Source organism: Sphingopyxis sp. Soil_C_28 (genome assembly GCF_057657055.1).
In genome coordinates, this window is record NZ_JBDGJE010000004.1 from 79,171 (window position 1) to 104,665 (window position 25,495).

General features: G+C 66.0%; 23 protein-coding genes and 1 pseudogene. 11 read left to right on the forward strand and 13 right to left on the reverse strand.

What is annotated here, in order from left to right:
• Window positions 1–18: 18 nt before the first annotated feature.
• Both AC3A43_RS17575 and rplS read right to left on the reverse strand, forming a co-directional pair.
• Window positions 19–627 (reverse strand): DUF1287 domain-containing protein, encoded by a 609-nt coding sequence (locus AC3A43_RS17575; RefSeq protein ID WP_487793865.1) that lies wholly within the window; start codon window positions 625–627, stop codon window positions 19–21.
• Window positions 628–725: 98 nt separating this feature from the next.
• The gene (rplS, locus tag AC3A43_RS17580) at window positions 726–1,103 is read right to left on the reverse strand and encodes a 50S ribosomal protein L19 (protein WP_088442879.1); all 378 of its coding nucleotides are present in this window, start codon (window positions 1,101–1,103) and stop codon (window positions 726–728) included.
• 334 nt (window positions 1,104–1,437) lie between these two features.
• Between rplS and AC3A43_RS17585 the strand changes: the two genes are divergently transcribed.
• Window positions 1,438–2,808 (forward strand): sulfatase-like hydrolase/transferase, encoded by a 1,371-nt coding sequence (locus AC3A43_RS17585; protein ID WP_487793866.1) that lies wholly within the window; start codon window positions 1,438–1,440, stop codon window positions 2,806–2,808.
• On the opposite strand, the gene trmD is transcribed toward AC3A43_RS17585, so the two are convergent.
• Both trmD and AC3A43_RS17595 read right to left on the reverse strand, forming a co-directional pair.
• Window positions 2,781–3,488 (reverse strand): tRNA (guanosine(37)-N1)-methyltransferase TrmD, encoded by a 708-nt coding sequence (trmD, locus tag AC3A43_RS17590; protein ID WP_487793867.1) that lies wholly within the window; start codon window positions 3,486–3,488, stop codon window positions 2,781–2,783. The two genes, AC3A43_RS17585 and trmD, sit on opposite strands and share 28 nt — an antisense overlap.
• Entirely contained in the window at window positions 3,485–4,405 is a 921-nt protein-coding gene (locus AC3A43_RS17595) for a LysR substrate-binding domain-containing protein (protein WP_487793868.1), read from the reverse strand. The genes trmD and AC3A43_RS17595 overlap by 4 nt, the downstream gene beginning before the upstream one ends.
• Window positions 4,406–4,506: 101 nt before the next feature.
• Between AC3A43_RS17595 and AC3A43_RS17600 the strand changes: the two genes are divergently transcribed.
• Window positions 4,507–4,710 carry a hypothetical protein gene (locus AC3A43_RS17600; protein WP_487793869.1) on the forward strand — a complete coding sequence of 68 codons (204 nt, stop codon included), beginning with the start codon at window positions 4,507–4,509 and terminating at the stop codon, window positions 4,708–4,710.
• A 77-nt stretch (window positions 4,711–4,787) separates the two neighbouring features.
• On the opposite strand, the gene AC3A43_RS17605 is transcribed toward AC3A43_RS17600, so the two are convergent.
• The 5 genes and pseudogenes from AC3A43_RS17605 to ffh form a co-directional block, all read right to left on the reverse strand.
• The gene (locus AC3A43_RS17605) at window positions 4,788–6,305 is read right to left on the reverse strand and encodes a serine hydrolase domain-containing protein (protein WP_487793870.1); all 1,518 of its coding nucleotides are present in this window, start codon (window positions 6,303–6,305) and stop codon (window positions 4,788–4,790) included.
• Window positions 6,306–6,363: 58 nt separating this feature from the next.
• On the reverse strand, window positions 6,364–7,098 hold the full coding sequence (locus AC3A43_RS17610) for a metallophosphoesterase family protein (RefSeq protein ID WP_487793871.1): 735 nt from the start codon (window positions 7,096–7,098) through the stop codon (window positions 6,364–6,366).
• Window positions 7,095–7,586 carry a ribosome maturation factor RimM gene (gene rimM / locus AC3A43_RS17615; protein WP_487793872.1) on the reverse strand — a complete coding sequence of 164 codons (492 nt, stop codon included), beginning with the start codon at window positions 7,584–7,586 and terminating at the stop codon, window positions 7,095–7,097. The genes AC3A43_RS17610 and rimM overlap by 4 nt, the downstream gene beginning before the upstream one ends.
• A 248-nt stretch (window positions 7,587–7,834) precedes the next feature.
• Window positions 7,835–8,275: pseudogene (gene rpsP / locus AC3A43_RS17620) on the reverse strand (30S ribosomal protein S16); the annotation flags it as partial.
• Between the two features lie 40 nt (window positions 8,276–8,315).
• Window positions 8,316–9,776 carry a signal recognition particle protein gene (gene ffh, locus AC3A43_RS17625; protein WP_487793873.1) on the reverse strand — a complete coding sequence of 487 codons (1,461 nt, stop codon included), beginning with the start codon at window positions 9,774–9,776 and terminating at the stop codon, window positions 8,316–8,318.
• A gap of 273 nt (window positions 9,777–10,049) precedes the next feature.
• Between ffh and AC3A43_RS17630 the strand changes: the two genes are divergently transcribed.
• The 6 genes from AC3A43_RS17630 to AC3A43_RS17655 all read left to right on the forward strand — a co-directional run bounded on the left by AC3A43_RS17630 (window position 10,050) and on the right by AC3A43_RS17655 (window position 16,049).
• A complete protein-coding gene (locus AC3A43_RS17630) occupies window positions 10,050–11,693 on the forward strand; it encodes a putative bifunctional diguanylate cyclase/phosphodiesterase (protein ID WP_487793874.1) in 1,644 nt (547 codons plus the stop codon).
• A gap of 63 nt (window positions 11,694–11,756) precedes the next feature.
• A complete protein-coding gene (dapF, locus tag AC3A43_RS17635; protein ID WP_487793875.1) occupies window positions 11,757–12,563 on the forward strand; it encodes a diaminopimelate epimerase in 807 nt (268 codons plus the stop codon).
• Window positions 12,560–13,807 (forward strand): MiaB/RimO family radical SAM methylthiotransferase, encoded by a 1,248-nt coding sequence (locus tag AC3A43_RS17640; RefSeq protein WP_487793876.1) that lies wholly within the window; start codon window positions 12,560–12,562, stop codon window positions 13,805–13,807. Before dapF ends, AC3A43_RS17640 begins: the two co-directional genes overlap by 4 nt.
• Window positions 13,804–14,730, forward strand: a complete 927-nt coding sequence (ftsY, locus tag AC3A43_RS17645; RefSeq protein ID WP_487793877.1) for a signal recognition particle-docking protein FtsY — start codon at window positions 13,804–13,806, stop codon at window positions 14,728–14,730. The genes AC3A43_RS17640 and ftsY overlap by 4 nt, the downstream gene beginning before the upstream one ends.
• Window positions 14,727–15,398 carry an inner membrane-spanning protein YciB gene (locus AC3A43_RS17650; RefSeq protein ID WP_487793878.1) on the forward strand — a complete coding sequence of 224 codons (672 nt, stop codon included), beginning with the start codon at window positions 14,727–14,729 and terminating at the stop codon, window positions 15,396–15,398. The genes ftsY and AC3A43_RS17650 overlap by 4 nt, the downstream gene beginning before the upstream one ends.
• Before the next feature lie 78 nt (window positions 15,399–15,476).
• Window positions 15,477–16,049, forward strand: coding sequence for a urate hydroxylase PuuD (locus AC3A43_RS17655; protein WP_487793879.1), 573 nt, complete (start codon window positions 15,477–15,479; stop codon window positions 16,047–16,049).
• Between the two features lie 65 nt (window positions 16,050–16,114).
• Here AC3A43_RS17655 and AC3A43_RS17660 read toward each other — a convergent pair whose 3' ends face one another.
• The 4 genes from AC3A43_RS17660 to AC3A43_RS17675 form a co-directional block, all read right to left on the reverse strand.
• Window positions 16,115–16,669, reverse strand: coding sequence for a gamma carbonic anhydrase family protein (locus AC3A43_RS17660; RefSeq protein ID WP_487793880.1), 555 nt, complete (start codon window positions 16,667–16,669; stop codon window positions 16,115–16,117).
• Entirely contained in the window at window positions 16,666–18,924 is a 2,259-nt protein-coding gene (locus tag AC3A43_RS17665) for a spermidine synthase (protein WP_487793881.1), read from the reverse strand. The genes AC3A43_RS17660 and AC3A43_RS17665 overlap by 4 nt, the downstream gene beginning before the upstream one ends.
• A gap of 4 nt (window positions 18,925–18,928) precedes the next feature.
• Entirely contained in the window at window positions 18,929–19,927 is a 999-nt protein-coding gene (hemB, locus tag AC3A43_RS17670) for a porphobilinogen synthase (RefSeq protein WP_487793882.1), read from the reverse strand.
• A gap of 61 nt (window positions 19,928–19,988) precedes the next feature.
• Complete coding sequence (locus tag AC3A43_RS17675) at window positions 19,989–21,563, reverse strand: peptidoglycan DD-metalloendopeptidase family protein (protein WP_487793883.1); 1,575 nt, start codon at window positions 21,561–21,563, stop codon at window positions 19,989–19,991.
• 244 nt (window positions 21,564–21,807) lie between these two features.
• Here AC3A43_RS17675 and AC3A43_RS17680 point away from each other — a divergent pair, with 244 nt between their 5' ends.
• From AC3A43_RS17680 to fdxA, 3 genes are all read left to right on the forward strand, one after another.
• Window positions 21,808–24,597: a helicase-related protein gene (locus AC3A43_RS17680; RefSeq protein ID WP_487793884.1), complete on the forward strand. Its 2,790-nt coding sequence runs from the start codon at window positions 21,808–21,810 to the stop codon at window positions 24,595–24,597.
• The gene (locus AC3A43_RS17685; protein WP_487793885.1) at window positions 24,597–24,956 is read left to right on the forward strand and encodes a S4 domain-containing protein; all 360 of its coding nucleotides are present in this window, start codon (window positions 24,597–24,599) and stop codon (window positions 24,954–24,956) included. Before AC3A43_RS17680 ends, AC3A43_RS17685 begins: the two co-directional genes overlap by 1 nt.
• A gap of 115 nt (window positions 24,957–25,071) precedes the next feature.
• Entirely contained in the window at window positions 25,072–25,410 is a 339-nt protein-coding gene (fdxA, locus tag AC3A43_RS17690; RefSeq protein WP_088474054.1) for a ferredoxin FdxA, read from the forward strand.
• The last annotated feature ends 85 nt before the right edge of the window (window positions 25,411–25,495 follow it).

A 25,495-nucleotide genomic window follows, 5' to 3' on the forward strand; every position in this document is an offset into this window, starting at 1 on the left:
CGTGATTGAAAACGAAGGTCAGACTTTCCAGCGGAAATGGCCGGTCAGCCGGTGGTCGAAAAGCGCGTCCTCCTCGCGCGTGCCGCCCCCGATATTGTGGAGGACGAGCGGGGTGCCGGTCGTGTCCTTGCGGTCGGACACGATGCCGGTGTGCGGCAGGCGCCCACCGACCAGCGCGGTGAAGATATCGCCCGCCCGCCAGTCGGCCGGATTGTCGGTGACGGGCAGCCCCGCCCCCTGCCGCCGCCAGAAGGTCGCGAGATTGGGGACGCGGCGGTGGTCGATATTGCGGTCGGGGCGGCCGAGGCCCCAGTTTTTCGGATAGACCGTAAAATTGGCGCGCATGTCGGCGTTTACAAGGGCCTGCAGGTCCAGTCCCAGCGCATCGCGGAAGGCGCGGATGACGACGTCGGTGCACACGCCCTTTGCGCGGTCGACGTCGCCGTTCGGGAACGCGAGCATGCTGTAGGCGGGATCATAATGCAGCGTGACGCCGACCTGCTTCCGCGCTGCCGCGACGACGCGCTGCGCATTGGTCGCCGCCAGCGCTTCGCCCGACACGCCAAGCGCCAGCACCGCGCCGATGAAGGCGCGCCGTGTCGGTTGGAAGGACGGGAAATGCTGCATCAAATTCGCTTTGCCCAAATAAAAACGACCGGTTCTGCGCCTTGGCGGAACCGGTCGTTTTGGAAAGCTGTTTTCGCTTGGGGTTGGGAAAGTCTCCCTTAGCCCTCGCTGGCTTCCGGCCGGTAATCGCGGCGCTCCGCAATACGCGCCGATTTACCTGTGCGGCCACGAAGATAGTAAAGCTTCGCACGACGCACGGCACCCTTGCGGATGACGGTAATGCTGTCGAGGTTGGGCGAATAGAGCGGGAACACGCGCTCGACACCTTCGCCGAACGACATTTTGCGCACGGTGAAGTTGGAGCCCATGCCCTTGTTCGAGCGTGCGATGCACACGCCTTCGAAATTCTGAACGCGGGTGCGTTCGCCTTCGACCACCTTCACGCCGACTTTCAGCGTGTCGCCGGGACGGAAGGTCGGAATGGTCTTTGCCGCTTTGGCAATTTCTTCGGCTTCGATCGTCTGGATGAGGTTCATGTCCTCTAGTCCTTTTCTTGTCGCCGCGCGCCAGAGGCAGGTCGGGCCCGAGCATCGATATGACGCTCCCAAAGGTCCGGCCTGCGTAACCGTTTATCGTCGCATGATCCCCCGATCGCAGCACTTCGGGAACCCTGCGCCCCGCCCGGATGACCGGTCGGGGATGCGCGGAGGAACGGGCATGCGCAAGAAATGCGATTCGCCCGGCTCCGCTTGAAGCCGCGGCCACTACGCCGGAAAGAGACGAAATGCAAGGGGTTGCGGGGGCCGCGGACGCGCACCGCTTAAACGGGCGTTAACCAAAATACGCCATGGATGATGCGGGAGGGACCCGATGCAGCCAATGATCGCCATAAAGCCGTTCGCGCGCCGCGCTTTCGCGCCCGACGGGGGCGCCGGGCTGGCAGCTTTCCTGAACTGGGCGCTGTGCTGGATGCTGCTGCCCAACCTGCCCTTCCTGCCGATCACGATCATGGGCGGCCCGATGCGCGCACCCGAAATCTGGCTGTGCGCGGCGATAGGTTTTGTCGCGAGCTGGTTCGGATACTGGTTCCGTCTTGCCGCCTTCGCCGGCCTTCTTCTCTATCTGACGCTCATGTTCATCGCGAGCATGTTCAATATGCACATCAGCATGATCCTGTCGGTGATCGCGCTCGTGCTCGATATCCGCCCCGCCGCGTCGCCCGAATATCTGATCGGCGCAGGGCTGCTGATTCTCGTGCTGGCCTTTGCCGCACGCCAGCTTCGCCAGCCGAACCATCTGCGCGGACCGCAATGGATGCTTGCCGCCGCCGCGCTGACCTTCACGCTGGCACAGGCCGACTATATCCGGGCGCGCGACGGGGCGACATCGTATAACCGGCTGGCGCCCGCCGACGCCCCCTTCACCTCGGCAACGCAGCAGACCGATTTTTTGAAGCTCGCCAACGGCAAAAGGCATGTCATGATCGTCGTCGTCGAGGCGATGGGACTGCCGGCAGAAGCCACGCTGCGAACGCGGCTCGATGCCATATGGACGCGCCGCGAACTCGCGCAGAGATTCGAGATCAGCCAGGGCAGCACGACCTTCTATAATTCGACGACCAAGGGCGAAATTCGCGAACTGTGCCAGCGATGGGGCGATTATCCGGATATTGTCGCGCCCGACCCCGGCTGCCTGCCCGCGACGCTGGCCCGGCGCGGATACCGGACGCACGCCTTCCACGGCTTTTCGCCCAAATTCTTCGACCGCGACATCTGGTATCCGCTGATCGGGTTCGAGCGGATGAGCTTCCGCGATGCGATCGAGAGTCAGGGCGCGGGGCATTGCCCGAATGTTTTCCCCGGCGCGTGCGATCGCGATATCCCGCGGCTGATCGGGCGCGATCTGGCCGCAGCGAAACAGCCGCAGTTCATTTACTGGCTGACGCTCAATTCGCATCTGCCGGTCGTGGCCAACCATGAATTGCGCACCAAGGATTGCCGCCAGCTGGGGCCCGTGCTCGACAGCGACTATCCGCAGGTCTGTCGTCTCTTTTCGATCTGGGACGACACGGCGGCGGCGCTGGCGGCGATGGCCAGTCGCCCCGATTTTCCGCCCACCGACATATTGATCGTGGGCGATCATATGCCGCCCTTTACCCAACAGAAAAGCCGGCTGATGTTCGACAGCACGAAAGTGCCATGGGTGTTGCTGCGCTATCGCCCGCCGCGTTCGGCGACATAGGCCTGCCACAGGTCGGGGCGGCGCGCCTGCGTGTCGCTTGCGGCGCGCTCGCTCCGCCACGCGGCGATCTTTTTATGATCGCCCGATCGCAGCACATCGGGAATGTCGTGCCCCTCCCAGCTGACCGGCCGGGTGTAGTGCGGATATTCGAGCAGCCCCTGCTCGAACGATTCATCGTCGCCGCTCGCCGACGCACCCATCACGCCGGGAAGCAGCCGGATACAGGCATCGAGCAAAAGCAGCGCGCCCATCTCGCCGCCCGACAGGATGATGTCGCCCATCGACACTTCTTCGATCGGCCGCGCCGCGAAGATCCGCTCGTCGAACCCCTCGAAACGCCCGCAGAGGATGACCGCGCCGGGCCCTCCCGCCAGATCGCGCACGCGGCGCTGGGTGATCGGGGTCCCGCGCGGCGTCATCGCAAGGATCGGCAGGCCGGGATGCGTCGCGACCGCATGGTCGATCGCCGCGCCGAGGACGTCGGCCTTCAGCACCATCCCCGCGCCGCCCCCCGCGGGCGTATCGTCGACGGTGCGGTGCTTGTCGGTCGCGAAGTCGCGGATCTGCACCGGCGCGCAATTCCACGTCCCGCTTTCGAGCGCGCGCCCCGCCATGCTGTGCCCCAGCGGACCGGGGAACATGTCGGGGTATAGGGTCAGGGGAACGGCGGTGAAACTCATGGCAGCGGCTGCCATAGCGCCTCGGGGAGCAGGTGGCGATCCTTCTCCATCTCGGCGTGCAGCCATTCGCGGAACCGCTCGATCTTGCGCACCCCGACGCGATTCTCGCGGTGGACGAGGAAATGGGCCGTCCCGGGCTGGAAAAGCGCCTCGAAGGGCTGAACCAGCCGCCCGGCGTCGAGTTCGGCGCGCCAGAGCAGCGGTGTCATCATCGCGATGCCATAGCCGCCCTGCACCGCGCTCGCCTCCTGCAGCTGGCTGTCGAGTTCGATGCCGCGACGTTGGGGCAAAGGGCCGCTGACCACACCCGCAGCGGCGAACCAGCCCGCCCACCAGGGGTCATTGGGTGCAAGGCGATCGACACGCAGCAGATCGGCAGGCGTTTCGACGCGGTTCAGTTCGAGAAAGGCGGGCGCGCAAATCGGCGTGACGTGGCTGCGATAGAGAAAGTCGGTACGCAGGCCCGGCCAATATCCGCGACCGACGCGGATCGCGACGTCGACGTTGGTGGCGTCGAAATCGACGAGATCATTGTTCAGCAGCATGCGAACGGCCAGGTCGGGATAGGCAAGCTGGAAGCCGCCGATGCGCGCGCTGAGCCAGGTGCCGCCAAAAGTCGTCATCGCGCTGATCGTCAGCACATCGGCTTCGTCGCTGCCGAGCGCGGCGAAGGCATCGCCCATCGAGGCAAAGGCATTGCTGATCGCGGGGAGCAGCCGCTGCCCGGTTTCGGAGAGGCGCACGCGGCCTTTCTCGCGCACGAACAGCGCGCGGCCGAGCCGGTCTTCCAATTGGCGGATTTGATAACTCACCGCCGCCTGCGTCAGTCCCAGCTCCTCCGCAGCGCGCGAGAAATTCTGCAAACGACCGGCCGCTTCAAAGGTTCGCACGGCGGCAAGGGGCGGCAGTCGGGCCATGCGACCTTATAAGTCAGACTTATGATATGGTCTACGCCTTTTGTTGGCGGCGCGGCGCATTGCCAGGCATATTCTCCTCATCAAGCGAAAGGAGATGAACGATGAAAGACGAGCATTTCATGCGCGCCTGGAATGAAGGTCATGACCAGTTCAGCGCCGACATCACCCGCGGCCTCAAATGGCTCGCGACCCCCTTCCGGCGCCTCGGCGAATGGATCGCCTTGCCGAGTGCGCCGGGCGAAGACAGCGCCTTCACCCGCGTGGCGGCCCGCTGCGGCGTGCGCACCAAGCGCCGGGCGCGATAAGAAACCCCTGCCCCCTCTCAAGGTCCAGGGAAAACGGGGTGGGGTCGTCCCTTGCTAAAGGCCCCACCCCGTCGATATCAGCGCGCTTCGGGCGGCACGACACGAAAACGCAGCGCCTGAATCGTCACGGGCGACGTCGGTGCGAGCAGCAAGACCCCGTCGAGTTTGCCTTTTTCGCAATTGAGGCGGAAGGCCGTCGACATCGAGCCGGTTGGAGCGAGCGGTTCGTCGGTGGGGCATGCCCCCACCTCGGCTTTCAGCTTGGCGAATTCGGCCTTCCAATTCTCGGCCGAGCGATCGAGCAGGAAGTTCATGGCGAGCTTGCCATCGAGCGGTGCAAGGTCGCCCGCGGCATAAGCTGCCCTTGCCGCCGCATAGGCTTCCGCCACTGGCGGTGACACCGGCACGGCCCGCGTTTCGAGCAATCCCGCCTTGTCGATCGCGACCGCCGCGTCCCAAGCCGCGCCCGACGGCCCGGCGTAAGTGCGGTTGGCGAGCGCGAACACGCCGACGCCATGGTCGGGCATCAGCATCACATGGCTGCCATAGCCCGGATAGCCGCCGCCATGCGCGAGTGTCAGCCCGAGGTCGCAGTCCTGCGCGACGCGCCAGCCCATGCCATAGGCGCTCGACAATTTGCACGCGTCGGCGCCGCTCGCGCCATTGCGGTTGACCACCGCGGTGAAGTTCGACCCCTGCGCGATTTCGCGGACGGTCGCGCGCTTGACCGGGCCATTGTCGGCATCGTCGCGCGCCGGCCAGGCCGAGAGGAGGAAGGCGACCCATTTCGCATAGTCGTTCGCGCTGACCTGCAACCCGCCCATCGCGTTGAATGCGCCGTCGATCATCTCGGGCTCGGCGGTCCAGCGATCATTTTCCCAGCGATAGCCGATCGCGTAGCGCGCCTTCGGCGCTTTGGGCGCATCATAGCCGCTGCTCGTCATGCCGAGCGGGTTCAGGATCGTCTTTTGGACATAGTCGGTATAGTTCATGCCCGACGCATTGGCGACGATCCGGCCGAGCAGCGCATAGCCGAAGTTCGAATATTCATGCTGGCTTTGCGGAACGCGGCTGAACGGCACGCCTGCCGCGATCATTTTCGTGAAGTCGTCTTGCGGCAGCACCTGTTGCCGGTCGCCCCACGGATCGTCGGTCACGAGCCCGCCGACATGCTGGAGCAGATCGCGGATGCGTATGCGCGGGCTGTCTTTCGTCGGATAGATCCAGTCCTTCATCTCGGGAACATATTGCTCGGCGAGATCGTCGAGACGCAGCTTGCCGTCGTCGCGCAGTTTCAGGATCGACAGCGCGGTGAACGCCTTGGTCATCGAGGCGATGCGGAACAGGCTGTCGGCGGTGACGGGGCGCTTGTCGGTGATATTCTGGACACCGATGCCCTTCACATAGGCAAGCTTGCCGTCCTTGACGATGCCATAGACGAGGCCCGGGACATGTTGCTCGGCCTGAAATTTCGCGAACAGCGCGTCGATCTCGGGCGCCAGTTGATCGAGCGTTTTGGGGGCAACCTCCTGCGCCTGCGCGGAAAGTGGCGCCACAAGCAGGGCAGCGAGGAAAAGTCCGGTTTTCAAGCGCATGAAGTCCCCCTTCAGGATGTCATATCGCTATCATTTGCACCTGATCGTCGCAACACCGCTATCGGGCGCGACCGGTGCGCAGCGCGATCGCCCAATCGCTGCGACCTTCGCTCTCGGCTTTCCGGGCAGCCGTTTCATGGTCATAGGCGACCGCGATCAGATCGACGTCGAGCGTGTCGCCGTCGACGACCGCATAGCGTGATGCTGGCGATCCGGTTTCCATGACATGATAGTGCGGCCGGTCCCAGTCATAAGCGGGAAGTCCTACGCTGCCCGGATTGGCCACTGTCCGTCCGTCGGGCAGCTTTACCCGACGCGGCACATGCGTATGGCCGCACAGGATCAGCCGTTCGCCCCGGCCGGCCACGCGCGCGGCGACCGCATGCGGCGGCGTATCGCTGACCGCGGCTTCGCCCACATCATGGAGCATATAGTCGAGATCGCTGCCCAGCGTCCCGTGGCACAGATAGATATCGCGCCGCCACGCGAGCGCCGGCGGCAGCGTCCGAAGCCACGCGCGCTCACTTTCGCCGATCGCAGCGTCGGCGAAACGATCCGAATCGCCCATTTGATCGCGCGTCTGGGTCAGCAATTGGCGTTCATGGTTGCCGGCAATCGTCGGCCAGTCGAGCGGGCGCAGGAAGGCGGCGGTTTCGACCGGCCATAACGGCCCCGACAAGATATCGCCCAGATTGATGAAGCTGTCGCAGCCGCGCCGCTTCGCGTCGTCTACGCACGCTTCGAGCGCCGGGAGATTGCCATGGATATCGGAAAGAACCGCGATCCGGCTCATTCGACATAGTCGGCGGAAATTACCACCTGCTCGCCCCATTCGGGTACGGCCTTGTCGTTCATCGGGACCATGAAGCGCTTGCCGTCGGGCTTCGCGATTTCGAGGATGTCGCCCGCGCCGAAATTGTCGATCGCGACGACTTCGCCGACCGCGCTGCCGTCGGTCGATACGCAGGGCAGACCGAGCAGGTCGTGATGATAATATTCGCCCTCGCCCAGCGGCGGCAGCGCCGAACGCGGGACGGTGAGGAGGGTGCCGCGCAAGGCTTCGGCGCCGCTGCGGTCGGTGATCTCGGCAAAGGTCGCGACCGCGCCCTGATTGGCGGGTCGCACCGACTTCAAGGTCAGCTTGCGCTCCCCCGCGTCGAAAACGGAAAAGGCGCGGAGAGCCTCCGCGCCTTCGCCAAATAGTTTGAGGCGCACCTCGCCCCGCACCCCATGCGCGCCAGCAATGGCAGCGAGAGTGACGGGGCGATGGGCGTCAGCCAAGATCAGGCCTTGGCTTCTTCTTCGCCGGCTTCTGCAGCAGGCGCTTCCTCGGCAGCCGGGGCTGCTTCGGCCGGGCCGCCTTCGGCAGCCTGCTCGGCCATTGCGGTCGCGTCGTCGGCGGTCGCGTCGGCCGGGGTTTCGTCGGCAACGGCTTCGGCAACGGCCTCGGCGGTCGCTTCGCTCTTCACCGAACCGGTCGCGTCCGATTCTGCGGCGGCAGGAGCAGCAGCTTCTTCAGCACCGGGCGCTTCGGGGGCAGCTTCTTCAGCAGCCACTTCCGGGGCAGCCTCTTCGACGGCTTCGGGTTCGGGGGCCGGAGCGGCGGCAGCGGCTGCTGCGGCTTCTTCGGCGTCGATCAGCTTCTGCGCCTTTTCTTCGGCGCGTTCCTTGGCCTTTTCGCCCGGGACAGCCTTGTTCGGGTTGTTACGCGCGGCGCGTTCCTGGACACCGGCGGCGTCGAGGAAGCGGGCGACGCGGTCGCTCGGCTGGGCGCCAACGCTCAGCCAATGCTTCGCGCGGTCGGCGTCGAGCTTGATGCGCTCGGGATTGTCCTTGGCGAGCAGCGGGTTGTAGCTGCCGATACGCTCGATGAAGCGGCCGTCGCGCGGGCTGCGCGAATCGGCGACGACGATCTTGTAATAAGGGCGCTTTTTAGAACCGCCGCGAGCGAGGCGAATAGCAGTAGCCATGATATTTTCCTTTTACTTCTAAACTGAAATTCGGGTGTAATTACTTCTTTTTATTCATCAAATTGGCAAGTTCGGGTGGGATCGATCCGCCGCCGCCGAGACCGGGGAGGCCGCCACCGCCGCCGCCAAAACCACCTGGGCCGCCCATACCGGGAATGCCGCCGCCCTTGCCGAACAGCGCGCCAAGGCCCTTGAGCCCGCCCATCTTGCGGATTTTCTTCATCGCGCTGGCCATTTCCTGATGCATCTTCAGCACCTTGTTGACCTGTTGCACCGTCGTGCCCGATCCGTTGGCGATGCGGATCTTGCGCTTCGCGGTCAGGATTTCGGGCTTCGCGCGTTCCTTGGGGGTCATCGACCCCATGATCGCGTCGAAGTGGATCAGCATCTTGTCGTCGGCGCCGCCCTGCGCCGCCGCGACCTGCGCCTTCTTGATCCCGGGGATCATCCCCGCGAGCGCGCCGAGACCGCCCATGCGGCGCATCTGGTTGAGCTGAGCGCGAAGGTCGTTGAGGTCGAAGAGGCCCTTGGCCATCTTCGCCGCCATCGCCTCGGCCTCTTCGGCCTGGATCGTTTCGGCAGCACGCTCGACGAGGCTGACGACGTCGCCCATGCCAAGGATGCGGCCCGCGATACGCGACGGCTGGAAGAGTTCGAGCCCGTCGAGCTTTTCGCCCGTGCCCGCGAATTTGATCGGCTTGCCGGTGACCGCGCGCATCGAGAGCGCGGCACCGCCGCGCGCGTCGCCGTCCATGCGGGTCAGCACGACGCCGGTGAGCGGCACCTGATCGGTGAAGCGCTGCGCGACCTGCACCGCGTCCTGGCCGGTCAGGCTGTCGACGACGAGCAGGGTTTCGGCGGGATTGGCGGTACGCGACACCGCCTGCATCTCGTCCATCAGCTGCTGATCGACGTGGAGGCGGCCCGCGGTGTCGAGCATCAGGACGTCATAGCCCTGCAGCTTCGCCGCCTGCATTGCGCGCTGCGCGATCTCGACCGGGCCCTGACCCGCAACGATCGGGAGCGTCGCGACATCGATCTGGGTGCCGAGGACGGCAAGCTGTTCCTGCGCGGCGGGGCGATTGACGTCGAGCGACGCCATCAGCACCTTTTTGCGGTCTTTTTCCTTGAGCCGCTTCGCGATCTTCGCGGTCGTGGTCGTCTTACCCGAGCCTTGAAGGCCGACCATCATGATCACGGCGGGCGGGGTGACGTTGAGGTCGAGCTCGGCGGTTTCGGAGCCGAGCATCTCGGTCAGCGCGTCGCTGACGATCTTGACGACCTGCTGCCCCGGGGTGACCGAGCGAAGGACATTGGCGCCGATCGCGAGTTCGGTGACCTGATCGATGAAGCTGCGCACGACGGGCAGCGCGACGTCGGCCTCGAGCAAGGCGATTCGCACTTCGCGCATCGCGGCGCGCACGTCGGCCTCGGTCAGCGCGCCGCGACCGCGGAGCTTCCCGAAAACATCGCCCAGACGGCTGCTCAGACTATCGAACACAGTCCAAAATCCTTGGCTTATGACCCCCGCAACGCAAAACACGCCGGTGAGCGAAACCTCGCCAACCAGCGGTATCCGTGGACAGTGTTTCCGTCGCGGATGTCGATATGCCCGAACGCAAAATGCGTGCGAACGCCGGGCCTTTACGCAAAAAGCCGGATTTAGGCAAGCCCGGCCGATCCTTGCTGGGATCCCGCCACGAAGGGGGTTCTCCACTTAACTCAAATTTCACCGCTTCGCGCCCATAAGCGCGCGATGGTGGGGAAATTTGATATGACATCGACGCCGAAGCAATTCGACCGCAGCGAGGGCGCCAAACGCGACATTGTGGCCGGAGGCATCGTCGTTGCGGCGATCCTGCTGTTCGTGGGCACGGGCAGCAATGTAATGCAGGCAGCCGTTCGCGCGCTGATCGGCATCGGCGGCGGCCCCGATCGCGCGCTCGCCGCCGCGCTTGTCCTCAACGTCGCGCTGATCCTGTTCGGCTGGCGGCGCTACAAGGATCTCAATCGCGAAATCCGCGAACGCACCGAGGCCGAACAGCGCGCCCGCTACCTTGCCGACACCGACCCCCTCACCGGCTTTCTCAATCGCCGCGCACTTCTGGCGACGGGTCAGCGGCAGATCGCGAACGCGATCGCCGAAAGGCGTCAGGTCGCGCTGTTTCTGCTCGACCTCGACCATTTCAAGACCGTCAACGATATCCACGGCCACGTCGCCGGCGACCGCGTGCTGCAGGTCGCTGCCGAGCGCATCTCGGCCGTGCTGCCGCCCAATGCCACCAAGGCGCGGCTCGGCGGCGACGAATTCGTCGCGATGCTGGTTTTCGAGCCCGCGGCGCGCGCCGATATCGACGCACTGGCCGCCGAACTTGTCATGGTGCTCGACAATAATGTCACGCATGACGCGCAGCAGATCCGGGTCGGCGCATCGCTCGGCATATCGCTCGCCAGCGATGCCAGCGTCACGATGGAGACGATGGTCCGCCAGGCCGACATCGCGATGTACCATTGCAAGGACGAAGGCCGGAACCGCTTTTGCTGGTTCGAGGCCGGGATGGAAATGGCCGTGCAGGTCCGCAATCAGATCGAGACTGGCATTCGCGACGGTATGCCGCGCGGCGAATTCGTTCCCCATTTCGAACCGCAGGTCGATATCGCCAGCGGGCGCCTGATCGGCTTTGAAATGCTGATGCGCTGGGAATCGCCCGAATATGGGATGATTCCGCCCGAACGCTTCATTCCGGTCGCCGAGGAAAGCGGCCTGATCGGCGAATTGTCGCTACAGGTCATCCGCGAGGCGATGGAAATCGCCAAGCGCTGGGATCCCTCGATCATGCTCGCGGTCAATATCTCGCCGCAGCAGCTGAAAGACCCGTGGTTCAGCCAGAAACTCACCAAGTTGCTCGTCGAGGTCGGTTTCCCCGCCGCGCAGCTCGAGGTCGAGATCACCGAAAGCTCGCTCTTCGAGAATCTGCCGCTGGTGCGCTCGATTGTCACCAGCCTCAAAAATCAGGGCGTGTCGCTGAGCCTCGACGATTTCGGCACCGGCTACAGCTCGCTGTCGCACCTGCGCGCGCTGCCGTTCGACCGGATCAAGATCGACCGCAGCTTCGTCGCCGCGATGCGCGGCAGCCCCGACGCGCAGGCGATCGTCGTCGCGATCGTGCGGCTGGGCGAAAGCCTGTCGATGCCCATCACCGCCGAGGGTGTCGAGGATGAGGCGACCGCGATCGAACTGACGCGGCTCGGCTGCTCCAAGGGGCAAGGCTGGTATTTCGGCCGCGCCTCATCGGCCGCCGACACCGAACGTCTGCTCGCCGACCGCGGCCTGCTGCGCGAACCGATGGTGCCGCCAACCAGCCCCGGCACGGGTTCCGACTCCAGCGACGCCGAACCGCTGCGCAAGTCGGCGTGACGCGGGGGCGCCGGTCCCCGCATCGCTAGACTTCATGCGCCCGCGCCCTTACATGCGCGAGCTATGGCAGATCGCTTCACCAAGATGCACGGCCTCGGCAACGATTTTGTCGTGATCGACGCGCGCGAGCACAGCGTCGAAATGACGCCGGCGCGCGCGCATGCAATCGCCGACCGCCGCCATGGCATCGGATGCGACCAGCTGATCCTGCTCGAACCCTCGGCGAGCGCGGATGTGAAGATGCGCATCTTCAACGCCGACGGCAGCGAGGTCGAGGCATGCGGCAATGCGACGCGCTGTGTCGCGACGCTGATCGGCCAGCCCGCGGTGATCGAGACACTGGGCGGCATGCTGCGCGTCACGCCGGCAGACGGCGGCGCCGAAGTCGTTCTCGGCGAGCCGACCTTCGACTGGGAGCATATCCCGCTCGCAATGCCGATGGACACGCGCGACATGCCCGTCGCGTGGGACGAGCTGGAGCATGGCGCCGGGGTTAATGTCGGCAATCCGCATATCGTCTTTTTCGTACCCGAAGCCGACGCCGTCGCGCTCGACGAACTCGGCCCGCGGATCGAAACCGACCCGCTGTTTCCCGAGCGCGTCAATGTGAATGTCGCGAGCCTTGATGGCGAGAACCAGTTGCAGCTGCGCGTATGGGAACGCGGCGTCGGCCTGACGCAGGCATGCGGCACCGGCGCGTGCGCAACCGCGGTTGCCGCAATCCGCGCGGGCCTTGTCCAATCGCCGGTGACGGTGTCGCTGCCCGGCGGCGACCTCGTCATCCGTTGGGCGCCGGGCGAGCCGATCGTGATGAGCGGCGCCGCGACGCGCGTGTATGAGGGCGAGACCGACTGGGCGCAGTTCGGATGAGCGCGTCCCTCGCCGACCTGATCGAGGTCGTCAATTTCGGGTGCCGGCTGAACATCGCCGAGGGCGAAGGGGTTCGGGTCGCGGCGCGCGCGGCGGGCACGCGCGACACGATCGTCTTCAACAGCTGTGCGGTGACCGACGAGGCGGTGCGTCAGGCACGACAGGCGGTGCGACGCGCGCTGCGCGAGCGGCCGGGTGCCGACGTCGTGGTGACGGGATGCGCCGCCGAACTCGTGCCCGATACCTTTGTGGCGATGGGCGCGCGGGTGGTCCGTAACGACGCTAAGACACTCGCCGAAAGCTATGGCGGCAAAGCGGCCGGACCCGGCACCGCGTCCACCGCGTCCTATGCCCCCGCGCTTTCGGGCGCCGATCATGCGCGCGCCTTTCTTGGCGTCCAGACCGGTTGTTCGCACAGCTGCACCTTTTGCGCGACGGTGCTGGCGCGCGGCACGGCGCGGTCGGCGCATGTCGATGCGGTCGTCGCATCCGCGCGGATCGCGCTCGATCGCGGCCAGCGCGAGATCATCCTGACCGGAGTCGACCTGGCGAGCTATGGCGACGACAGCGGAACGACGCTCGCCGCACTGGTCGAGGCGCTGCTGGCGCTGCCGGTCGAACGCCTTCGCTTGTCGTCGCTCGACCCGAACCGGATCGACGACGCGCTGTTTGCGTTGCTCACCCAAGAAGCGCGCGTGATGCCGCACGTCCACCTGTCGCTGCAGGCCGGGGACGACATGGTGCTGACGCGCATGAAGCGCCGGCACCGCCGCGCCGAGTCTGTCGCATTGATCGAGCGGCTGAAAGCGGCGCGCGCGGACATCGCGATCGGCGCCGACCTGATCGCGGGCTTTCCTACCGAGGATGAGGCGATGTTCGCGAACTCGCTGGCGCTGATCGACGATTGCGACATCGTCTTCGGCCATATCTTTCCGTACAGCCCGCGCGCCGGGACCCCCGCGGCGCGGATGCCGCAGGTCGGCCGCACGATCGCGCGCGAACGCGCCGCGATCCTGCGCGAGGCCAATGCGCGACGCCGTCAGGACTGGCTGGGCACGCAGATCGGCCGCACCGCATCGATGCTCGTCGAACGCGATGGCGTCAGCGGCCATGCCGAGAATTTCGCCGCCGTGGCACTAACCGCACCCGCGGCGCCCGGCACCATCGTCGATGTCCGCCTGACGGCGCGCGACGGCGACCGGATGGTCGCCACCCAAATCGAAGCAAAGGATATCGCGGCATGACCGGCCAAAGCTGGAGCGAACGGCTGCTCGGCGGATTTCGCCGCACCTCCGAGCGGCTCGGCGAGAATCTCGCCGGGCTGACCGGCAAGGCAAGGCTCGACGAGGAGGATCTCGACCGCATCGAGGAAGCGCTGATCACCGCCGATCTGGGCCCCGCGATGGCGGCGCGCATCCGCGAGCGGCTCGCCGCGCGGCGAGATGCGGTGGCGGGCGGCGTCGAGGAATTGCGCAAGATCGTCGCCGAGGAAATCGCGACGGTGCTGCGCCCGGTCGCGCAGCCGCTCGACATCGACGCCTTTCCGCGCCCGCAGGTCATTTTGGTGATCGGAGTCAACGGATCGGGCAAGACGACCACCATCGCCAAGCTGGCGCACCTGTTCCAGGAACAGGATTATGGCGTGATGCTTGTCGCGGGCGACACTTTCCGCGCCGCCGCGATCGGGCAATTAAAGGTCTGGGCCGAACGGCTCGGCGTACCGATCATGGCGGGCCCGGAGGGCGGCGACAGCGCCGGCATCGTGTTCGACGCGGTGAAGCAGGCGACGGCGACCGGCATCGACGTGCTGATCGTCGACACTGCCGGGCGGCTTCAGAACAAGCGCGAGCTGATGGACGAGCTGGCCAAGATCAAGCGCGTGCTCGGCCGCCTCAATCCCGCCGCGCCGCACGATGTCGTGCTCGTGCTCGACGCGACGACGGGACAGAATGCTCTGTCGCAGATTGACGTGTTCCGCGAGGTTGCGGGGGTCACGGGCCTCGTGATGACCAAGCTCGACGGCACCGCGCGCGGCGGGGTGCTCGTTTCCGCCGCCGAGCGCCATGGCCTTCCCATCCATGCGATCGGTATCGGTGAAACCATCGAAGACCTTCGCCCGTTCGATGCGGACGAGATCGCAGCCATTATTGCAGGAAATATCCGATGAGCGACGTGCTTCCCACTGGCCCCGAAGCGGTCCCGGCACCGCCCCCGGCCAAGCATGGCTGGCTCAATTTCGTGATCGATTTCGGCCCGCTGCTCGTCTTCTTTCTCGCGTATAAATTCTCGGCGGGCGGCGAAGGCGCATTCGCCGCGACGACCGCAGCGATCAAGGGCACGATCGCCTTCATGGTTGCCATCGTCGCCGCAATGGTGGTGTCGAAGTGGAAGCTGGGCAAGATTTCGCCGATGCTATGGATGTCGAGCATCCTCGTCATCGGCTTCGGCGCGCTGACGATCTGGTTCCACGACGAGCGCTTCATCGTGATGAAACCGACGATCATTTACGCGGCCTTTGCGGCGGTGCTGCTCGGCGGCTGGTGGTTCGGCAAGCCGATGCTCAAATATCTGCTGCAGTCGGCGCTCGAAGGGCTGACCGATCGCGGCTGGCTTGCCCTCTCGCGCAACTGGGGTCTGTTCTTCGCCGCGCTCGGCATCGCCAACCATGTCATGTACGAGCTGATCCAGGCGAAGCAGATGAGCTTCGACACATGGCTGACGATCAAGGTCTGGGGCGTCACCGCCCTCTCCTTCCTCTTCACGCTGACGCAGGTGCCTGTGATGCTGAAGAACGGCCTGGCGATCCCCGAAGAGGCTGTTGCCGACAAAAGTTGATGCAGCCCCCCGTCGCTGGCATAGCGGCGTCACCGGCACCGGGTCGCACGCGGCGCCGCGATAAAAGGGGGAACTGCCATGGATAAATTTTTCGGAAACCTGCACGCCGTGCTCGGCGCGGGCCTCGTGCTCGCGATCATATTGATGCTGGGCCTGAACGGCCAGAATTTCGAAGACGGGATCGCCGCGGGCAACGCGATCCTGCGCTGGCTGCACACATTCTTCGGTGTGCTGTGGATCGGCCTGCTCTATTATTTCAACTTCGTCCAGATTCCGACCATGCCGAAAATCCCGGCCGAACTGAAACCCGCGGTGGGCAAGCATATCGCGCCCGCCGCGCTGTTCTGGTTCCGCTGGGCCGCGCTGATCACCGTGCTGCTCGGCCTCGCGATCGCCGGCCACGCCAAATATCTGGCGCCTGCGCTGGGGCTGCAGGATCCGTACAAGCTGATCGGCGTCGGCATGTGGCTGGGCCTGATCATGGCGTTCAACGTGTGGTTCGTGATCTGGCCGAACCAGAAGAAGGCGCTGGGTATCGTCGAAGCCGACGATGCGACCAAGGCCAAGGCCGCCAAGACCGCGATGATCTTTTCGCGGACCAACACTTTGCTGTCGATCCCGATGCTCTATGCGATGGTGAACTTCAGCTAAGCCGCACAATAACGCCAATCGACAGGGGCGCTTCGGGAAACCGGGGCGCCCTTTTTCGTGGCGACTCAGCCCTCGATCGCCGCCTTGTGCATGCGGCCGTTCATCACATAATGCGCGACGCCCATCTGCATGCCGGCTGCCTGCGCATCGTCGATGTCGCGCACGCGCCGCGCCGGGGCGCCGGCCCATAGTTCGCGCTCGGGGATTTCCTTGTTCTCGGTCAGCAGCGCGCCCGCCGCGAGCATCGCATCGCTGCCGATCCGGCACCCGTTCATCACCGTCGCCTTCAGCCCGACAAAGGCGCGGTCGGCGAGGACGCAGCCGTGCACCATCGCCATATGACCGATCAGCACATCCTCGCCAATGATCGTCGGAAAACCGTCGGGCCGGTGCGGCATCGGGCCATCGCAATGGACGATGCTGCCGTCCTGGATGTTCGAGCGCGCGCCGACGACGATGTGGCTGACGTCGGCGCGCAGCACGCAATTATACCAGATACTGACGTCGGGGCCGATCGTCACATCGCCGATGATCCGGCACCCCGGCGCGATGAACGCACTGGGGTCGATCTGCGGCGTCTTGCCATTGACGCTGATGATGCTGATGTCGGTGCGGGTCATTCGTCGCGGCCTCCGATGATATTTTTCCAGATCAGGACCGGCAGCGTCGAGGCGTAATCGTCGGTCCAGCGGTCGAAATTCGGCCGCGCTGCCAGCGGCACCCATACGCCATCGTCCGACGCATAGGTGCGCGCCCGGATGCCGCCGGTCAATTGCGCCATTCGCTGCGGCGTTGCGGTCAACGCGACCCAGTTCGATCCGGTCAGGTCGCCATATTCGTCACCGACCGGGCCGGGATCCAGACGGATCGCGCTCGACCACCCACGCGCTTTGGCCTCCGCAGCCAGCACGGGTTCGAGCCCGAAGAAGCGGTTCGAGATGTGGACAAGCAGGATGCCGTCGGGCTTCAGCGCCCGCGCGTAAATGCCGATCGCTTCCTTGGTCAGCAGGTGGAGCGGGATCGCATCGGACGAAAAGGCGTCGATGACGATGATGTCGAAACGCGCCGGAGGTTGCTGCGCGATCTGCAGCCGTGCGTCGCCGATGACGATCGGCGTATCGCCCGCGCAATCGGTGAGGAAGGTGAATTTCGCCGGATCGCGCGCGATGTCGACCATCACCGGATCGATCTCGAAGATCGTCCAGCGCTGGCCGGGCTTGCGGTAACAGGCGAGCGTACCCGCCCCCAGTCCGACAATGCCGATCGATGCGTTCGGACCGGCGAGATATTCGGCCTTGTCGAGCGTCAGGCCGACCCCTGATTGAGGACCATAATAAGTCGTCGGATCGCGCCGGTGCGCGGCGTCGGTGCGCTGAAGCCCATGGAGCGTCGTGCCGTGTGCGAGGCGGCGCTGATGATCGGCTGGATAGTCGGTGACCGTATAGACGCCGAAATAGCTGCGCACGCGCGCGCCGGTAAAGCTTTCCTGGATGGTGTCCCAGCCGCCGACCCCGATCATCAACAGCGCGAGCACTGACACAAATGCCCAGCGCCAGCCGATGACGAGCATGCCGATGACAAAGATCGCAATGCCCCAGCCCGCGACCGCGCCTTCGAGCCGGCCGGTCCAGTCGCCGACCATGCGCCAGCAGGCAAAAGCCGCCAGCGCGACGAACGCCAGCGCGACGATGCGTGCGGTCCGCGGCGCGAGCTTCAGCCATTTGTCCCACGGCAAGAGCGCCGGCAGCGGCAGCAGCATCGCGGCAGCGAGGATGAGCAACGGATGCTCATACACCCAGTCGAAGATCAGCGGGGCAAAGAGCGCCGCGAACAGCCCGCCGAGCACACCGCCCGCCGACATGACGAGATAGAAAAGCGTGAGATGCTGGGGCGCGGGGCGAAGGTGATAGAGATAGCCGTGCAGCGCCGTTGCCGCGACGAACAGCATCGCCAGGCTGGCGAGCGCGACCATCATCGACCCGCCGCCCGAACTCAGCAGGCCGAGCCCGCCGACGCCAAGCAGGACGACGGGCGCGATGAGGGTGATAATCTGCGTCGGCCGCTCCATCGTCGAAAAGGCGATCACGAAGCTGAGCAGATACAGGCCGAGCGGGAGCACCCAGAGCAGGGGCATCGCGACGATGTCGGTGGTGAGGTGCGTCGTCGTCGACAGCATCAGCCCCGACGGCACCGCCGCGATCAGCAGCCAGTGGAGCTGGCGACGCAGCGTCGGACGCGGTTCGGCAGGGGCGTCAGTCGCCGCATGGGTGTCGGCACCGCCATGCCAGCGGGCGGCCGCCACCCCGGCGACGAGCAGCACGAGCAGCGCATAGCCGGCGGTCCAGCCCCAGCTTTGCGCCGCGAGCGGCAACGTAGGTTCGACGAGCGCGGGATAGCTGATCAGCCCCGCGAAGCTGCCGAGGTTCGACGCCGCATAGAGATAATAGGGATCGCCCGCGCGCGCGTCGGCCGCGAACCAGCGCTGCATCAACGGCGCCTGCGCCGAGACGACGAAGAAGACGGGGCCGATCGACGCAAGCAGGAGCAACGGTACCCACAAAGCCTCCTGCCCCGGTCCGGGCGCCCCGATCTGCGCAATACCGATCGGGAGCCACAGCGCGGCGACGAGGAACAGCGCAAGATGGATCGCCGCCTGACGCCGCACGGTGAACCGGCCGAGCCAGTGCGCATAGGCATAGCCGCCGAGCAGCAGCGCCTGATAGACGAGCATCGCGCTGTTCCACACCGCGGGGGCGCCGCCCAATTTGGGCAGCACCATCCGCGCGACCATCGGCTGGACGAGGAAGAGCAGGAAACTGCCGACGAGAATCGTCAGCACGAACAGCCAGCGCCGCGGCGATGTGTCGTCGGTCACGCTGTCACGCACCAAGCAGCCGCGCCGCGTGCAGCGCATGATAGCTGAGCACCCCCGACGCGCCCGCGCGGCGAAAGGCGAGCAGGGTTTCGAGGACGAGCGCATCGCGGTCGCCTGCGCCGGCCGCCGCGGCCGCCTCGATCATCGCATATTCGCCCGACACCTGGTACGCGTAGACGGGCACGGCAAAGTTCGCCTTCACCGCCGCGACGATGTCGAGATAGGGAAGCCCGGGCTTCACCATGACGCTGTCGGCGCCCTCGGCGAGATCCTGCGCGACTTCGCGCAATGCCTCCTCGCTGTTGGCAGGGTCCATCTGATAGGTTTTCTTGTCGCCCTTGAGCAGGCCGCGCGAGCCGACCGCATCACGGAACGGACCATAGAAGGCCGACGCATATTTCGCGGCATAGCTCATGATCTGGACATGGCCGAAGCCTTCAGCCTCGAGCGCGGCGCGGATCGCGCCAATGCGGCCGTCCATCATGTCGCTGGGTGCGATGATGTCGGCGCCGGCGCGCGCCTGATTGAGCGCCTGACCCACCAGCACATCGACGGTTTCGTCGTTGAGGACATAGCCCGTATCGTCGATCAGCCCGTCCTGCCCGTGGCTGGTATAGGGATCGAGCGCGACGTCGGTGAGGACGCCGATATCGTCGCCGAGCGCTTGCTTGATCGCGGCGGTGGCGCGGCACATGAGATTATCGGGATTGAGCGCCTCGGCGCCGTCCGCGCTGCGCCGCTCGGCCTGCGTATAGGGAAAGAGCGCGAGGCACGGGATACCCGCGGCGACCGCATCCTTCGCGCGCTCGACGAGCAGGTCGACCGACCAGCGCGAGACGCCGGGCAGGCTCGCGATCGGTTCTTCGGCGCCCGATCCGTCGCAGACGAACAGCGGCCAGATCAGGTTGGCGGGCGACAGCTGGGTTTCGCGCACCATCGCGCGGCTCCAGCCGGTGCGACGGGTGCGGCGCAGGCGCAGGTCGGGGAAAGCGGCTTGGGTCATGCGGGGTGCATAGCGGCGCTGGGCCACGGGGCAAATGGATATTGCCGCTTTTAGTGCGGGGTCAGATCCCCTCGCCCGCGCGTTTCGACGCCACATCCGCGAGCGACCCGAGCTTCGGGCCATCGACCTGCTTCGGCGCGATCGGGGTCAGCGCGGCGCCGGGTGCAATGGCGGTCAGCGACCGGATGCGGGCGCGGAAGTCGGCGAGCGCCTTGCCCTCCAGCATCGCGCGGGTGACGAAGGTCACCGACGACGGGTTGACCGCGCGGCCGTTGCGATAGAGCTCGTAATGGAGGTGCGGGCCGGTCGAGAGGCCGGTCGAGCCGATATAGCCGATCACCTGCCCGCGATTGACCCGCTGGCCCGGCCGCACCGCGATGCGGCTCATATGCCCATATCCGGTGCCCAGGCCGTTACCATGATTGAGCTTCACATAATTGCCGAAGCCGCCATGGCGCCCGGCGATCGTCACGACGCCGTCGGTCACCGCATAGATCGGCGCGCCATAACCGCCGCCGAAATCCATGCCGCTGTGCATGCGCTTGTAGCCGAGAATCGGGTGGCGCCGCATACCGAAGGTCGAGGTCACGCGCCCGTTCGTCGGCCGTGCCATGCCGCCGCGCTGTTCGCCGACGCCCGACGCCTCGAACCATTGCACGCGACCGTCGACATTCCATTCGAGCATCGAGAGTTTGGATTTTCCGCCGCGGATCAGCCCAGCGTAGAGCAGCTTGCCCGTTTCGCTCTCGCCCGTTTCGGCGCGGCGGTAATCGACGATGATGTCGAATTCGTCGCCAGCGCGAATATCGCTGCCGACCGAAATCTGTTTCCCGACGACGCGCAGATAGGACTGGATCGCCTGCGGCGGCGCCCCGGCGGCGCGTGCCGAGCGATAGAGGCTGTCGCCCACCCGGCCGCGGATACGCAGCGGAGTCGCGTCGACCGCGATGGGGATGCGGCGCATCACGAGCTGGCCACCCTGCCGCTCCATTTCGATGCGCAGGTCAAAGCGCGCGCGCATCGCGAGCGCCTCGACCGGGCGCGGCATCGTGCGTGCCGCGCGGCGGCCGAGGATGAGGTCGATGCGCGTACCCGGCGCGATGTCGGCGAGCGGAACTGCGCCCGATACCTGACTCGCCAACGCCTGCGCCTCACTGCTGCCGACGCCCGAGCGTTCGAGCACGCGGGCGAAACTGTCACCGCTGCCCAAGGTCGCGGTCAGTTCGATCTGCGGCCGTTCGGGGGTCTGGGTGAGCGGACGGACGGCGTCGGTCGCCGCCATATGGCGCCCGGTGTCGCCGCCGAAGGCAAGCGGCACGATCATCTGCGCGCGCGCTTCGTTAAAGTCGGCGGCATCGAGCGCGGGCGTCCCGCCGATTTCGAGCGGCTGGATGCCGGGGAAGGTTGCAATCGCCGTCCCGCAAAGCAGGGTTAATGTCGCGAGGCCGCGCCACCATGTCGTCGAACCGATATTGTCGCCAAGGTCGGGAACGAGATCGAGCTGCGCCAGCCGGTCGCGCCAGCCGAGCTGCGGTTCGGCACCCGAATCGGCGCGCCGCAGCGGGATCGCTTGCGACATCGTGAGCGCAGCCGCATTGCCGGACATGCCCGCGATGGGTTCGTGACGCTGGAACAAATTGCAACCCCCGCTCGGCCAGCCTCCCATATACCCGGCTGCCGAATGATGTTTTCGAGGCATTGTCTGTAAAGAAAGGTCGTTAAAGTCAATTTAATGGCCGGTCTGCCGTTGTGCGTTGCGGCAAGCCGTGGCGAGGTCGGGATATTATGCAAGCTTATCGGAAAAATCGGCCTCGCTCCTGCGGTTCGACGATCGCCTGTTGCGCGCCGACCGCGCGCATGCCAGCTTGAGACCCAAGAAAATGACCTCATCCTCTTCCCAGCCGGTCAAGGCTGTCCTTGGCCCCACCAACACCGGCAAAACCCATTTGGCGGTCGAGCGCCTGACCGCCCATTCGAGCGGCATGATCGGCTTTCCGCTGCGCTTGCTGGCGCGCGAGGTGTACGACCGCGTCGTCGCGATCAAAGGGCCGGCGCAAGTCGCGCTGATCACCGGCGAAGAGCGAATCACGCCGCCCGATGCGCGCTACCTGCTCGGCACGATGGAAGCGCTGCCGGTCGAGCGTGATGTCGCCTTTGTCGGGATCGACGAGGCGCAGCTTGGCGCCGACCCCGAACGCGGGCATGTTTTCACCGACCGGATGCTGCGCGCGCGCGGGCGCGAGGAGACGATGATCCTCGGCTCGGCGAGCATCCGCGGGCTGGTCAAGACACTGGTGCCCGAGGCCGAGATCATCACCCGGCCGCGCTTTTCGACCTTGAGCTATGCCGGGTCGTCGAAGCTGTCGCGCCTGCCCAAACGCTCGGCGATCGTCGCCTTTTCGGCCGAGGAAGTCTACGCGATCGCCGAAATGCTGCGCCGCTTTTCGGGCGGCGCCGCGGTGGTGATGGGCGCGCTCAGCCCCAAGACGCGCAATTCGCAGGTCGCGATGTTCGAGGCGGGCGAGGTGGACTATCTGGTCGCCACCGACGCGATCGGCATGGGGCTGAACCTCGACGTCCAGCATGTCGCCTTTGCGAGTTTGCAGAAATTCGACGGACGGCGCCTGCGCCGGCTGACGGTTTCGGAGATGGCGCAGATTGCCGGGCGCGCCGGACGCCACCAGCAGGACGGCGGTTTCGGCACCGTCGGCCTGCCGCAGGGCGGCTTCACGCCCGAAGAAATCCACGCGATCGAGGGACATCATTTCCCCCCGCTCGCCAACCTGTTCTGGCGCAATCCGACCCCCGGCTTCGGCTCACTCGACCAGTTGCTTTCCGATCTGGCGCAGCCGCCGACGCAGCCGATGCTGCGCGCGGCGCCCGAGGCGGTCGATATTGCGGTGCTCAAACATCTGGCGGGCGATATGGAAGTGCGCGCGCGCGGCGGCGATTTCGACGCGGTGCAGCGATTGTGGGACGTCTGCGGCCTCCCCGATTTCGAACAGCTCGGCGCCGAACATCATAGCCGGACGGTATTCAAGCTGTGGCAGTGGCGTACCAGCGGCGACGGGATGATCGATCCCGACTGGTTCGCACGCCGCCTTGCGCGGTTGAACGATGTCGAGGGCGATATCGACCAACTCGCGAGCCGGATCGCGGCGGTCCGCACGCTCTGTTTCATCGCGCAGCGCGGCGACTGGATCGCCGGTGCGGCGGGGTGGATCGAGCAGACGCAAGTTCTCGAGTCGCGCCTGTCCGATGCGCTGCATTCAGCGCTCGCGCAGCGCTTCGTCGACCGGCGGCTCGCGTTGCTGCTGCGCGACGCGGGGCAGCGGGATGCCGCGCTGCCCGTCGCGGTCGGTCCCGACGGCACCGTCGCGGTCGATGGCGAGGCGATCGGCACGCTCAAGGGATTCCAGTTCAAGGTCGATCCGGTCGCCAAGGCGAGCGATCACCGCATGCTGCTCGCCGCGGCCGAAAAGCATCTGCGCGCCGAACTCGCGCGCCGCGCGACCGCGCTTGCCGAGGGCGATGACAGCGCGCTTTCGCTGGCCGCCGAGCCGGGATCGGCGCCGCGCCTCGCCTGGCACGGCCATGCCATCGCCTCGCTCGCGCGCGGACCGACGCTCGTCCAGCCAGCGATCCAGATCGATCCCTCGCTCCGGCGACTCGAACTCCATCAGGTGCAGGCGATTTCCGAGCGGCTCCAGCGCTTCGTCGCAGAACAGCTGGCGCGCCACGCCGCCCCGCTGGCAGCGATGGGCGAGGCTGCGGGCGATCTGTTCACGCCGCCTCGCGTGCGCGCCTTGCTCGCCGCGCTCACCGACAATAGCGGGACGATCGCCCGCGCGGCGGTCGAGGATCAGCTGGGCGCGCTGACGGCCGAGGAGCGCCCGCAGCTGCGCAAGCATGGCCTGACCATCGGCTCACTCGATCTCTTTCACCCGCTGCTGCTGAAGCCCGAAGCGGTACGTTGGCGCGCGGCGTTGACGGCGGCGCAGCAGGGCGCGCCGGTTCCGGCGCTGCCCCCACATGGCGCGGTGCTGCAAAAGGCGGGCAATCACGCCGGACTGACGATCGCAGGTTTCCGCCGCTGCGCCTCCGGCTGGCTGCGCGTCGACATGGCCGAAAAGCTTGCGCGCCAGGCCCATGCCGCACGGATGCAGGCGTCGGCGCCGCCGGTCGCGCCGATCGCCGGCGCCGCGGACCATCATGACGATCATGGCGGCGCGGGCGACGACGATGAAGGCGTCGGCGCTGCCCCGCCCCCCGGCTTTGTCATCGACCCGGCGCTCGCGACATCGCTCGGACTCGACGAGGAAACCCGCCGCGCGCTGCTTGGCAGCTTCGGTTTCCGCAGCGTCGGCGAACCGGCCTTGCAACGCTGGCGCTGGTCGGGGCTGCGCAAGCCGGAGAAACGGCCGCGCCGCAAGCCGCAACCGCAACGCAAAAACACCGACGCGCCGCCGCGTGCTGCCGTGAATGGCGAAACGAGGCGCCCGCCCGCACATCAGGTAAAGGGCAAGCGCGGCAAGCCACACAAGCCGAAGGCCGAAACCCCGCCCCCGCCGCGCCCCGATCGTACCGACCGGCCACCACGCCGCGGCCCGTCACCCCACAGCCCCTTTGCCGGCCTTGCCGCGCTGCTTGCCGAGAGCCGCAAAGACTGATGGCGAGTCCCGGCGCCGCGGGAAGCATCCGGCTGGACAAGCTGCTCTGGTTCCTTCGCCTCGCGCGTTCGCGAAGCGTCGCACAGGCGATGGTCGAAGCGGGGCATATAAGGCTCGATGGGCGGCGGATCACGCGTTCGTCGTGCGCGGTTCATGTCGGGTCGACGCTCGTCTTGCCCGTGGGCGAGCGTATCGAGGTGTTGCGGCTGCTTTCCCTGCCGCTCCGCCGCGGCCCCGTGACCGAGGCGCAGGGCTGTTACCTGCGGCTCGATCCGGCCCTCCCCGCCGCCGCGCCGCCGCCTATTGGGCCCGATGGAAATGCTTTGCACCCCGAACGCCGCGATCGTCCTAATCAATGAGAGTGATTCGCAACTGTCGCTTAGCGTTGACGCGCTGCCTTTGCGCGGCATAGAGGCGAGCCCATATTGAGAGCCTGACGGCCCGATTGCCGTCATCTGAGGGAGCCGAAAACCCATGACCTATGTCGTCACCGATGCCTGCGTCCGGTGCAAATATATGGACTGTGTCGAGGTGTGCCCCGTCGACTGTTTCTATGAGGGCGAGAATATGCTCGTCATCAATCCCAATGAATGCATCGACTGCGGCGTGTGCGAGCCCGAATGCCCGGCCGAGGCGATCCTGCCCGACACCGAGAGCGGTCTTGAAAAATGGCTGGAAGTAAACACCAAGTTCAGCGCCGAATGGCCGAACATTACGGTGAAGAAGGACAGCCCCGCCGACGCCGACGAATTCAAAGGCGTCGAGAACAAGTTCGAGACGCTCTTCTCGCCCGAACCCGGCGAGGGCGACTGATCCAAAAGGGGGCGGGACTTTCCCGCCCCTTCTTTTTTGCCCCCCGGAAACCCACCTCCTGCAACCCCCCTCTTGAATCGGGCGC

Bases quoted from the DNA above. Each gene is read 5' to 3' on its own strand.
- AC3A43_RS17575 (WP_487793865.1), bottom strand. From the start codon at position 627: ATGCAGCATTTCCCGTCCTTCCAACCGACACGGCGCGCCTTCATCGGC.
- rplS (WP_088442879.1), bottom strand. From the start codon at position 1,103: ATGAACCTCATCCAGACGATCGAAGCCGAAGAAATTGCCAAAGCGGCA.
- AC3A43_RS17585 (WP_487793866.1), top strand. From the start codon at position 1,438: ATGCAGCCAATGATCGCCATAAAGCCGTTCGCGCGCCGCGCTTTCGCG.
- trmD (WP_487793867.1), bottom strand. From the start codon at position 3,488: ATGAGTTTCACCGCCGTTCCCCTGACCCTATACCCCGACATGTTCCCC.
- AC3A43_RS17595 (WP_487793868.1), bottom strand. From the start codon at position 4,405: ATGGCCCGACTGCCGCCCCTTGCCGCCGTGCGAACCTTTGAAGCGGCC.
- AC3A43_RS17600 (WP_487793869.1), top strand. From the start codon at position 4,507: ATGAAAGACGAGCATTTCATGCGCGCCTGGAATGAAGGTCATGACCAG.
- AC3A43_RS17605 (WP_487793870.1), bottom strand. From the start codon at position 6,305: ATGCGCTTGAAAACCGGACTTTTCCTCGCTGCCCTGCTTGTGGCGCCA.
- AC3A43_RS17610 (WP_487793871.1), bottom strand. From the start codon at position 7,098: ATGAGCCGGATCGCGGTTCTTTCCGATATCCATGGCAATCTCCCGGCG.
- AC3A43_RS17630 (WP_487793874.1), top strand. From the start codon at position 10,050: ATGACATCGACGCCGAAGCAATTCGACCGCAGCGAGGGCGCCAAACGC.
- dapF (WP_487793875.1), top strand. From the start codon at position 11,757: ATGGCAGATCGCTTCACCAAGATGCACGGCCTCGGCAACGATTTTGTC.
- AC3A43_RS17640 (WP_487793876.1), top strand. From the start codon at position 12,560: ATGAGCGCGTCCCTCGCCGACCTGATCGAGGTCGTCAATTTCGGGTGC.
- ftsY (WP_487793877.1), top strand. From the start codon at position 13,804: ATGACCGGCCAAAGCTGGAGCGAACGGCTGCTCGGCGGATTTCGCCGC.
- AC3A43_RS17650 (WP_487793878.1), top strand. From the start codon at position 14,727: ATGAGCGACGTGCTTCCCACTGGCCCCGAAGCGGTCCCGGCACCGCCC.
- AC3A43_RS17655 (WP_487793879.1), top strand. From the start codon at position 15,477: ATGGATAAATTTTTCGGAAACCTGCACGCCGTGCTCGGCGCGGGCCTC.
- AC3A43_RS17660 (WP_487793880.1), bottom strand. From the start codon at position 16,669: ATGACCCGCACCGACATCAGCATCATCAGCGTCAATGGCAAGACGCCG.
- hemB (WP_487793882.1), bottom strand. From the start codon at position 19,927: ATGACCCAAGCCGCTTTCCCCGACCTGCGCCTGCGCCGCACCCGTCGC.
- AC3A43_RS17680 (WP_487793884.1), top strand. From the start codon at position 21,808: ATGACCTCATCCTCTTCCCAGCCGGTCAAGGCTGTCCTTGGCCCCACC.
- AC3A43_RS17685 (WP_487793885.1), top strand. From the start codon at position 24,597: ATGGCGAGTCCCGGCGCCGCGGGAAGCATCCGGCTGGACAAGCTGCTC.
- fdxA (WP_088474054.1), top strand. From the start codon at position 25,072: ATGACCTATGTCGTCACCGATGCCTGCGTCCGGTGCAAATATATGGAC.